Raw genomic sequence first — 9064 nt, 5'->3', positions numbered from 1 at the left:
ATGAATATAGTTTTATTTTGTGCTGCATTATGATTCTAATTTCCTATAAAGAGTAGCTATGCTTATGCCCAGCTGTCTGGCTATTTCACGTTTTGCTTCCAGGCTGCTTCCAAAACGTTGAAGGTGGTTTTCGATAACCCTCTTTTCATAGGCTTTTACCATTTCCTCCAAGGTCTGGTGTTTTTGCTCTGCAGAGCGGCCTATCTTTTTCTTAATATTCCCTACTCCCACAAGACTGTTTTCTTCAAAGATAACCGCGTATTCAATGAGATTGCGAAGCTCCCTTATATTGCCTGGGAATGAATAATTCATAAGATAATTTTCGCATTCCTCTGTAAATCCCTTTAAATCCTTATTGTAAGCTTTAGAAAAATGTTTTAGGAAATATCTGGATAATATTATTATGTCGTATCCTCTCTCTCTAAGTGGAGGAATTTGAATTGGAACTACATTGAGTCTGTAAAACAGATCTTCCCGGAAGGAGCCTTCTTCAACCATGGCTTTTAAGTCTTTATGGGAAGCAGAGATTATTCTCGGGTTGACTTTGATTGGAGTATGCCCGCCGACTCTGGTTATTTCCTTTTCCTCTAAAGCCCGAAGCAGCTTTACCTGCATTGCATAGGGAAGGTCGCCTATTTCGTCTAAAAACAGGGTCCCATCTTTGCAAATTTCAAATTTCCCGAGCTTGCCTGTGGCGCTTGCACCGGTAAAAGAGCCCTTTTCATACCCGAAAAGTTCGCTTTCTATAAGGTTTTCCGGTATAGCACCGCAGTTAATGGGCAGAAAGATGTTATTTTTCCTTTGGCTGGCCGCATGTATTGCCCTTGCAAAGACCTCCTTACCTGTGCCCGTTTCTCCCATGAGAAGCACCGAAACGTCGCTTTGTGCTACCTGAATTGCCTGCTGGCGTGCATATACCAGAGCTTCACTTTCTCCAAGTATATGGTCAAAGGTTACGAGATTTTTACTGCGGCTAGAATTCAATACGGATTCCTTCATTTTTTTAAAGTCAGAGAAAACAAGGATAATTCCCTTTTTCTCATTTTTAATCAATATAGGACTTGCGTTAATTATAAACTCAAAGCCGTTGATATTTACGGGACCAATTTCTCCACAGAAGTCCCTGGACGCCAGCTTTTCATAGGCTTTAGGCGGCAGAATGCTTTTTATGGGGGAGGGACGGTCAGTTCTTAAATGCAGCTTTTCCACTATGTATTTATTTGTCGTAATCACATCCTTATTGTTGTCCATGATAATTATCCCTTCATTCAGGGAGTTTATGAGAGTGATTAGCTCGGAAGACCGGTACTCCAGCATCATGCCGAATTCCCTTTCGTTGAGCATGGTAGATATGATATTTCCAAGCTGACTTTCGAATTTAATATAGCTTTCTTTGTTGCTTATAAGGTTTCGCCGAGCCTGCTCGTCAAAGGCACACATTCCTAAAACGCCTATGATTCCACCGTTAAACTTTATGGGAATACACATCTCTGCAAGTTCTCTGCAGTTAGTGTGATTGGTGCAGTTAATACACATTGAATCGACTGTAGGTTTTTCTATAAAATACTGCTGTCCGGTGGTAAGGCATCGGTGAAACACTGAATTAATTGGAGCCTTTTTCCCTACGCCTTCCCTGAGTATACCTGTGGCCACAATCCTTTCCATATTTTCGTCCACAATCGTTATATCTATACTTGTTACCGCATGCATGGCATCTATAATATGCTGAAGTTCATTCTTGATGCTCCTTAAAAAGCTCATTTTTCCACATCCTTTCAACGAGTAAAAAGAGCATACCTATTGCAAATATGTGATTATATAATTAATTTTAACATATTTATACCTGACAAAGGATTGGTTTTTCTTCAGTTGCATTTAATTATCAAATTTGATAAATGCTTATCCTTTTTGATAAATATTTTTTACCAACTCATATTATGGACGAGCCTCTTATATTTTGAAACTTTAATTATCAAATTTGATAATTAAAGCTAATTATTTACACTGCGTAGTGAATGAGATTTTTAAGCAAAAGTTTTATATACAGCAATAATAGCAATATCTGTGCTATATGTTGAAATTAGTGGTACCAATTGTCTCATATTCCCCATAATGAAAGATAAAAAAATTTTTCTAATTTTTATTACATAAAAGATACTTTGGCATGAAACTTGCTGTTATAATAAATGGGAGGTAATAAATATGAAAAATGATAAGCTTCTGATTGAAATTCTTAAGAATCAAGTTAAACCAGCCCTGGGATGCACAGAACCAGGAGCTGTCGCCTATGCTGTAGCCCGCGCTAAGGAATTGCTTGGCGCTGAAGTAAAAAGTCTCGAAATTAAAGTAGACAAGAATATTTTAAAAAACGGAATGGGAGTAGGAATACCAGGAACCAATGAAAGGGGTATAATTTTCGCGGCAGCTCTTTCCCTGGTTATCGGAAAATCTGAGTATCAATTAGAAGTTCTAAGAGATGTAACAGATGAGAGCATAAAAGCTGCCATGAAAATTGTAGATTCCAAGATTATTAGGTTGACTCTGGATGAAAAGGCTGATAATCTGTATATTAATGTAGAAGCATTTGGAGAGACTGACAGGGCTTGTGTGACAATTAAGAATAGTCATACAAATATTGTATTTGAGAGTAAAAATAATAAAATCTTATACAATTGTGATATTCCCGGAACAGAAAATGTTGCTGAGAGCGAATCTCATAATGAAGACATTAAGTATAAGATTAAGGCCTTTACTTTCAATGACCTTATTGACTTTGCAGACAACGTAGCATTAGAGAACCTGGCATTTATACAAGACGGTATTGATATGAATATGCGCATCGCCAATGTTGGCATTAGTGAAGACTTAGGCAAAGGGATAGGTAAATGCTTTTATGACAAGGCCGATGACATTTTCTCTAAAGCTAAGGCTTTTACCGCCGCAGCTTCAGAGGCCAGAATGTCTGGGTACCTGCTTCCGGTTATGAGCAGTGCTGGTTCAGGGAACCATGGCCTTGTGGCTGTTATTCCCATAGCTGTCATTGGATCTGGTATGAATATCCCTAAGGAAAAGATAATTCGCTCTGTAGCCTTAAGCCACCTGGTGACAATATTTGTCAAGGCTTACCTTGGAACCTTATCTCCTGTTTGTGGCTGTGGTGTTGCAGCAGGTGTTGGATGTGCTGCCGGCCTTACCTATTTGATGGGCGGAAGTAAAGAACAGGTAAAGGGTTCCATAAACAATATGGTAGCCGGTATTTCTGGAATGATTTGCGATGGAGCAAAGCTCGGCTGCTCTTATAAAGTTTCAGTGGCAGTAGATGCAGCTGTAGATGCCTCCATTATGGCGCTGAAGAGTATCTACATCCCATCAGACGATGGGATACTGGGTGAGACGGCTGAAAAAACAGTAATGAATCTCGCCAAAGTTTCCAGCGACGGGATGAACAATACTGACAGCACTATTCTAGATGTTATGCTACAAAAATGTGTGTAGCAAAACATAAATATACTATATATAGGAGGAATTATTTATGAGTAACATCGTAGCATTCCTCGTTCTCGCCGTTGTTTACTATGCTGGTGAGTTCGTAGGAACAAAATCAAAGGCATGGATTCCATCTTGTTTCGTCACAGCCTGCCTGTTCTTAATTGGATACTGGACATTCTTCCCGAAGGACATCGTAGAACTGGCTGGTTTAGGCGCCCCTCTAGGAGGAACCTTAGCCGTTATGCTCTGTATCACACACATGGGCACAATTATCAGCATCAAACAGCTTCTTGAGCAGTGGAAAGTCATAGTCATTACACTAGCCGGCCTTGCAGGCATGGTAGCATTCTGCTGGTTTATTTGTATTCCACTTGTTGGAAGGGACTTTGTTATAGCTGGCCTACCTCCTCTTACCGGTGGTATAGTTGCTGCCACAGTAATGCAGCAAGCTGCTGCAGAAAAAGGTCTGATAGCAGCATCAGTGCTTGCTATCGCAATGTATGTTATGCAGGGATTTGCAGGCTATCCTCTTACAGCAGTAATGCTTAAAAAGGAAGGAAAAAAACTTCTGGCTGCTTTCCGCAGCGGCGAAGTTGAAGTTGCTGCAGCGGGAGAGGTTGACAGTTCTGCCGGAAACATGAAGGTGGAAGAATCTAAGAAGAAAAAGCTTATACCTCCCGTACCTGACAAGTATTCAACTACCGCATTTATACTGTTAAAGTTGATGATTTCAGCTTATATTGCAAGCCTGCTTGGAAAATGGACTGGATTAAGCCAAGCAGTTTGGGCACTGATAGTAGGTATTGCATTTACAGAGATTGGTTTCCTCGATAAGGATTCACTCAACAAGGCTAATTCTTATGGATTCTTAATGTATGTTCTTATGATTTACGTCTTCTCAGGCCTCAAGGATGCAACTCCTGCAATGCTTGCCGAGATAGTTGGACCTATGGTGCTCATCATTATAATTGGTGTCGCCGGTATGGCTCTTACTTCAATTATTGCAGGAAAAATTCTTGGCGTAAGCTGGAATATGGCTTTTGCAGTATCACTTACTGCACTATATGGCTTCCCACCCAACTACATACTGACTCAGGAAGCTGTAAAAGCTTTAGCAGAAACTCCTGAAGAGCATGATTATTTAATAGGCAAGATGCTCCCAATGATGATAGTTGGTGGTTTTATTACAGTTACAATTACATCTGTTATAATCGCTGGTGTATTTGCTAACATGTTCTAATATTTTAGAATACTATTTATAAGCTTTAAGTCCAACCCGGGCGTGCTAATAGATGCTGCTCGGGTTGACTTACAAAGTGTAAATTTTATAAGAGAGGTGCAGTTAACATTATGAAGATAAGGGAATTAGCTGAAAAGTACAATGACTATATTATTGAGCGCAGGAGATTTTATCACACCATTCCCGAGCTTAGCTTTGAGGAAGTCAAGACTACAAAAGCTATAGCTGAGGATTTGAAAAGCATGGGTATAGAGGTTACTACATTCCCGGACTATAATGGCCTTGTAGGACTTATAAAGGGTGGAAAGCCTGGGAAAACCGTCATGCTCCGTGCTGATATTGATGCACTTCCTGTAGAGGAAAAAACAGGTCTACCCTTTGCATCAACCAACGGCAATATGCACGCCTGCGGCCATGACTGTCACATAGCCATGCTGTTGGGAGCCGCAAAAATCCTTGTTGATATGAAAGATGAACTGGAAGGAGACGTAAAACTTCTTTTCCAAGCTGCAGAAGAATCCTGCTATGGCGCGAAATATTATGCGGATAATGGTGTTTTAGACGGTGTAGACGCAATATTGGGAATGCACATATGGGGAACACTCGATGCTCCACTTATGAACCTTGAGTCTGGCGGACGAATGGCTTCCGTTGATAATTTTAAAATCACTGTCACCGGCCAGTCTGCTCATGGATCTGCTCCACATCTTGGAAAGGATGCCATTATAGCTGCTTCTTCAATCGTTATGAATCTGCAGAGTTATGTAAGTAGGAAAAACAATCCTCTCAATCCCCTTGTCATTTCCATTGGAACCATAAAAGGTGGACAAAGGTTTAATATTATTGCAAATAATGTAGAAATGGAAGGTACTATAAGGACCTACTCTCGTGAACTTCGTACCACTCTTGAAAGTGAATTAAGGGAAATTATTGAAAACACTGCCAAAGCTCTCGGCTGCGAAGCGAAACTGGAATATTACTATTATGCGGGCCCTGTTATCAATGATCATGAAGATATCAACAGGATTGTACGCGATGCTGCTGTCAAGCTTTACGGTGAAGAAAGTCTTGTTACTATGCCTAAACTTATGGGTTCTGAGGACTTTGCATACTTGATGGAGAAAGTTCCAGGCTTCTACGGATTTATAGGAGCTCTCAATAAGGAAAAGGGAATTGTCTACTCCAACCACAATGACAAGTTTGATGTGGATGAGAGCGTACTTCATAGAGGTTCAGCTCTTTATGCTCAGTTTGCATATGATTTTCTTAAGGAAAAGGCAAAATAATATTCAGTAACGAGGTGTATAAAAAATGACGATTAAAGAACTTGCAGAAAAGTACAGTGATTATATAATCCAGCAAAGAAGGTTTTTTCATCAAAATCCTGAACTTAGCTTAAAGGAATATAATACTACTAAGGCCTTGGTTGATGAGCTTACAAAGATGGGTATAGAAGTTACTACATTCCCTGACTATACTGGCGTCATAGGGCTCATAAGGGGAGGCAAACCAGGAAAAACGGTCATGTTAAGAGCCGATATAGACGCACTGCCTGTTGAAGAGAAGACTGGCCTGCCCTTTGCATCCACTAACGGCAATATGCACGCCTGCGGCCATGACTGTCACATAGCCATGCAGCTTGGGGCAGCTAAAATCCTTATGGACTTAAAGGACGAGCTTCATGGAAACGTAAAACTTTTATTCCAGGCCGGTGAGGAAGTAGGCTATGGTGCAAAGTACTATGTTGAAAAAGGTTATCTCGACGATGTAAGCGCCGTTTACGGTACACACATATGGTCTGGAGTGGAAGCCGGCAAGTTTTGCTTGCTGCCAGGCGAGAGAATGGCATCCTGTGATACATTCAAGATTACTGTGGATGGTGTTTCTTCACATGGTTCAGCCCCTCACCTTGGCAAAGATGCGATTTTTGCTGCCGCTTCAATAGTTATGAATCTCCAGACATATGTAAGCAGAAAAAATAACCCTCTTAACCCTGTTGTTGTATCAGTCTGCACCATGAACGGCGGCCAACGTTTCAACATTATCGCTAATCATGTAGAAATGGAAGGCACCACCAGGGCTTTTTCAAAGGAAGCCCGAAACGCCATTGAAAATGAAATGAATAATATTATTCAATACACTGCAAAAGCACTTGGAGTAAATGCAAAATTAGAGTATAATTATGTGACGGATCCAATTATAAATGAACATGATAATCTCAATAGAATAGCTCACGATGCAGCTGTAAAACTCTACGGTGAAGATTGCCTGGCCTCCATTGAAAGGATCATGGGTGCTGAAGATTTTTGCCACCTGATGGCAAAAGTTCCTGGCTTCTTCGGTTTTATCGGATGCTACAATGAGAAACTAGGAACCATATACAGTAATCATAATGACAAATTTGATGTTGACGAGAGCAAATTGCATATGGGTTCTGCTCTTGCCGCACAGTTTGCCTATGATTTCCTAAATGAGAACAAGTAGCAGAGTTCGTATAACGCTGTAAATGATTTACATTAAAAACTGTAGGGGCTGACTTAAACCGTCGCTCCTACAGTTTTTAATTTTGTCCTTATGAGCCCTGCTTTCTTTAACTTTTTTCACTCTATGCTATTTATCTCTTTATCAGGCATTTCAGTCACTTTTTGCACTGTTATGCAGCTTTTATTTTCAAACCATTTTTTGAAAATATCTATAGAAAGCCTATGCTCCCGTTATACAGGCTCAATTGGAGCTACTGTACTGGCAAAAGGTATTTAAATCATCGGATGTCGGAGTTTTATCTGACCCCCGGATATTATTGCTATGGATTGATTGCACGGCCAAATAAAAAGATAAATGCTGGCAGTTCCCTAATGTTAGGCTGCTTATTCAGTTTAACTTTTGGACCTGTATAGATTGATTCCTCCAGAAATGGTAAAATACAATAATAGTATTCTATGTATTATATCTTAATAAAAACATATGAAGCTAACAACCTCTCGTAATTGTTGGAGGATGATTAATGCGGCCTAAAAGACTTGACAAAAGGAGGAATTTTATGGATAGGCAAAAGGCAAAACATCTGGTCATAAAGGCTGGATTTGAACTTGTAAACTCCGGCCTCATTGCCCGGACCTGGGGAAATGTGAGCTGCCGCATCGATGATAAAACCTTTGTAATTACTCCAAGCGGCAGGAGCTATTCTACATTGAGGCCTGAAGATATTGTGGAGGTAAGCATTTCAGATTTAAGCTATCAGGGCTCCATTAAGCCCTCTTCTGAAAAAGGCATCCATGCAGAGGTGTACCGGCAGTTTCCCAATATAAATTTCGTGGTGCACACCCATCAGGAAAAGGCTTCTGCTCTCTCTGCTGCTGGGCTGGGCGCCATACCAGTTCCTGAAGTCACACCCACCTTTTCAAGAGAAGTCCTCTGTGCCAAATACGCCCTTCCGGGTACAAAAGCCCTCCGGAAGAATGTGAGTGAGACCTTAGGTCAGTCGAAGTCAAATGCGGTGATATTAAAGAATCACGGTGCACTATGCTATGGAAAGGATTATGACAGCACCTTGAAAACCGCTTATGACCTGGAAGATATATGCAGGGACTTTATTGACACAAAGTCCAGAGAAGATGGTTTGTCCCCAAGTGAACCCATCGATGATACTGCACCGATTCCCTCACTGCTTAAAGAAGCAAAAAAGTCCATACTGGCGGAAAAAGGCGGATATGTGGTGTTAAATACCGACCCAGACGTTATACGCTATTCCCACATGACAAAGCCCTTAAGACCATATCTGGATGATTTCGCTCAAATAATCGGTTTAAAGGCTTCTATTGTGGAAAACAATAAAAGCTTGATATCTAAAGCCCTGTCCCACTCTTCCGCAGTATTTATAAAAACTCCGGCGCATTGTGTTGGGGGAAAAATGAAATGGATGCAGAAGCAGCGAGCATGATACTAAAGAAAAACTGCATTGCCTATTTTACAGCTTCCCTCTTTGGAGAGCCCACTCCTCTCAAAACCTTTGAGTGCGCACTGATGAGATTTATTTATCTTAAGAAGTATTCCAAATTGTCGGAAGAATAATTTAAACTTAAGGACAACTGATGAATCTTTTATTAATTCTAATGTATGGGCTGACTAAAGTCGGCCCATACATTAGCAATGCAAGAAATTAATCTCTTATTTTTAGCTCCATATACCTTGTTCCTTCAATTGGATTGTATACATATGGGTCAATATCATAAAATCCTAATGATGTATACAGAGCTTGAGCCTCTTTCATTGTTGGAAGAGTATCGAGCCTAATATATTGGTAATTCATTTTTTGGGTATATAACTTTAAGTGTG

At 40.4% G+C, this 9064-nt stretch carries 7 protein-coding genes; 6 read left to right on the top strand and 1 reads right to left on the bottom strand.

Annotated elements, in window-relative coordinates:
- Nucleotides 1–27: 27 nt before the first annotated feature.
- Nucleotides 28–1761, bottom strand: coding sequence for a sigma 54-interacting transcriptional regulator (locus tag JT739_RS05445; RefSeq protein WP_237660093.1), 1734 nt, complete (start codon nucleotides 1759–1761; stop codon nucleotides 28–30).
- Nucleotides 1762–2202: 441 nt separating this feature from the next.
- On the opposite strand from JT739_RS05445, the gene JT739_RS05440 reads away from it, so the two are divergent.
- From JT739_RS05440 to JT739_RS05415, 6 genes are all read left to right on the top strand, one after another.
- Complete coding sequence (locus JT739_RS05440; RefSeq protein ID WP_237660092.1) at nucleotides 2203–3495, top strand: serine dehydratase subunit alpha family protein; 1293 nt, start codon at nucleotides 2203–2205, stop codon at nucleotides 3493–3495.
- 37 nt (nucleotides 3496–3532) lie between these two features.
- A complete protein-coding gene (locus tag JT739_RS05435; RefSeq protein WP_237660091.1) occupies nucleotides 3533–4729 on the top strand; it encodes a hypothetical protein in 1197 nt (398 codons plus the stop codon).
- Nucleotides 4730–4839: 110 nt separating this feature from the next.
- Nucleotides 4840–6015, top strand: a complete 1176-nt coding sequence (locus tag JT739_RS05430) for an amidohydrolase (RefSeq protein WP_237660090.1) — start codon at nucleotides 4840–4842, stop codon at nucleotides 6013–6015.
- Between the two features lie 25 nt (nucleotides 6016–6040).
- Nucleotides 6041–7213, top strand: a complete 1173-nt coding sequence (locus JT739_RS05425; protein WP_237660089.1) for an amidohydrolase — start codon at nucleotides 6041–6043, stop codon at nucleotides 7211–7213.
- Nucleotides 7214–7769: 556 nt separating this feature from the next.
- Nucleotides 7770–8669 carry a class II aldolase/adducin family protein gene (locus tag JT739_RS05420; protein WP_237660088.1) on the top strand — a complete coding sequence of 300 codons (900 nt, stop codon included), beginning with the start codon at nucleotides 7770–7772 and terminating at the stop codon, nucleotides 8667–8669.
- Nucleotides 8645–8800 carry a hypothetical protein gene (locus JT739_RS05415; RefSeq protein WP_237660087.1) on the top strand — a complete coding sequence of 52 codons (156 nt, stop codon included), beginning with the start codon at nucleotides 8645–8647 and terminating at the stop codon, nucleotides 8798–8800. Before JT739_RS05420 ends, JT739_RS05415 begins: the two co-directional genes overlap by 25 nt.
- Nucleotides 8801–9064 lie beyond the last annotated feature (264 nt).

The organism is Tepidanaerobacter sp. GT38, assembly GCF_021991635.1.
In the GTDB taxonomy this organism is placed as follows: Bacteria; Bacillota; Thermosediminibacteria; order Thermosediminibacterales; family Tepidanaerobacteraceae; genus DTU063.
The sequence above is the reverse complement of the archived record's forward strand: the minus strand, read 5'-3'. Positions and strand labels throughout refer to the sequence as shown.